Here is a 1,597-nt window from a genome sequence, read left to right on the forward strand (position 1 = left end):
CTAAGTGTATAATTTTTTGCGGTAAGTTGAATAAATAATTAAAAAGCTCAAGTCCTTTGAATTTGGACTTGAGCTAAAACAAAAAGACCAGTAGTCTGATGTTAAGAACAAAAACACATTAGAAGCTGGTCTTTTATGGAATCTATTATAACTGATATCGTGAAAATTATTAAGTCTGAAAATAATGTTATTGCTCGTGAAAAGGCATTAATGTGCTATTTCTTTAATCTAATTAGAGAATTAATGAAACTAGCGCTAGAAGAAGTTGATGCTGGTTTAGTTGAGGAGACTAAAAAGCAAGGCTATCAGATTGAAAAGAGAAATAAGCGTTCAGTTGTAACTGTCTTTGGAGAGATTAGCTATTGGCGCAGGAGATATATTTGTCCAGGCAAAAAGGCTAAATACCCGCTGGATGAGCTGATGGGCTATGACAAGTATAAGCGTTATAGTGTTTTAGCAGTGAAGGATGTTTTACAGGTTAGTGCTGTGGCAACTTACCGTAACACTGCTTTGGCAGTTAATACCCTTTCTTGTTTTAACATTAGTCATAGTCAAGTTGGCAAACTGATAGTTCAAGCAGGCAAACTGATTAAAAACCAACAACAGTCGGAAGAAAGATACGATGGCATTACCCAAAGGAAAAAGGTGCCAGTACTTTATCTTGAAGGCGATGGTGTTGTGATTAAGGGCACCAAGAAACGGCTAGAGTTTCATCGCTATCAAGTCTGTGAGGATATTATTAATTTAAGCCAAAAGCGCAGGAAGAGAGTTCAGGCCAAAGAGTTTGTTTCTTTAAGCCGCTTGGATGCTTTGCAAGAAATTAAAACCTATTTAGCTAATACCTATGACTTAAGCGATACTTTAATCATCAGTAATGCCGATGGCGGTGCCGGTTATGCCAAGAAAGATTTTGATGAAATAGTTGGTTATTGCCGGCAGCACGAACACTTCTTGGATGTCTTTCACTTGAATAAAAAAATTAAGGACCGTCTAAGCTTTATGCCAGCTATGCAAGGCAAATTGATCAGCGCAGTTGAGTTTAAATATGACCGTCACTTAACTGATGTAATTTTAGACACGATTGAAAGCAATCTGATTGATGAACTGAATACGCCAGAAAATCATGAAAACCTAAAGCTTCTGCGCAGCTATCTTCATCGTCGCTGGGCGGATATAAAACCATTCAAAATGCGTCATTTGTCGGTAATTAAAGCAATTGGCTGCTGTGAAAGCAATCATCGCAAATATACCTATCGCGTCAAAGGGCAAGGAAAATACTGGTCAGAAGATGGTGCCGAAGGAATCTTGCGTGTACTGACTTGTATCAAAAACAATGAACTGGAATACTGGCTTAGCAGTGAGTTCGCTGGTGGACAGCTGGATATTGGTGATCAGGAAGAATTGAAAGGTGCAGTTCGTGCTAGTCTAAGAAAGATGCATGAAACCCATCTGGGCATTCATCATGGAATAATTGAAAGTTTAACGGCAGGTCATAGCTATTTGAATGATTTCGGTAGGAAAATAAATCAGATAAATATTTAAGAAATTAAGGTTAGACTAATGGTTCACAACCTACCGCAAAAATATTGACACTTAC

Annotated in this window: 1 protein-coding gene; it reads left to right on the forward strand. The window is 37.9% G+C overall.

The annotated features are described in order from the left end of the window. Positions 1 to 135 precede the first annotated feature (135 nt). Positions 136 to 1,542, forward strand: a complete 1,407-nt coding sequence (locus tag CP367_RS10280; RefSeq protein ID WP_089146280.1) for an ISLre2-like element ISLcr1 family transposase — start codon at positions 136 to 138, stop codon at positions 1,540 to 1,542. Positions 1,543 to 1,597 lie beyond the last annotated feature (55 nt).

The sequence above is a fragment of the Lactobacillus sp. UMNPBX16 genome (assembly GCF_002553775.1).
Classification (GTDB): Bacteria; Bacillota; Bacilli; order Lactobacillales; family Lactobacillaceae; genus Lactobacillus; species Lactobacillus crispatus.

Excerpts from the sequence above, each read along its gene's own strand:
- CP367_RS10280 (WP_089146280.1), top strand. The coding sequence starts at position 136 with ATGGAATCTATTATAACTGATATCGTGAAAATTATTAAGTCTGAAAAT.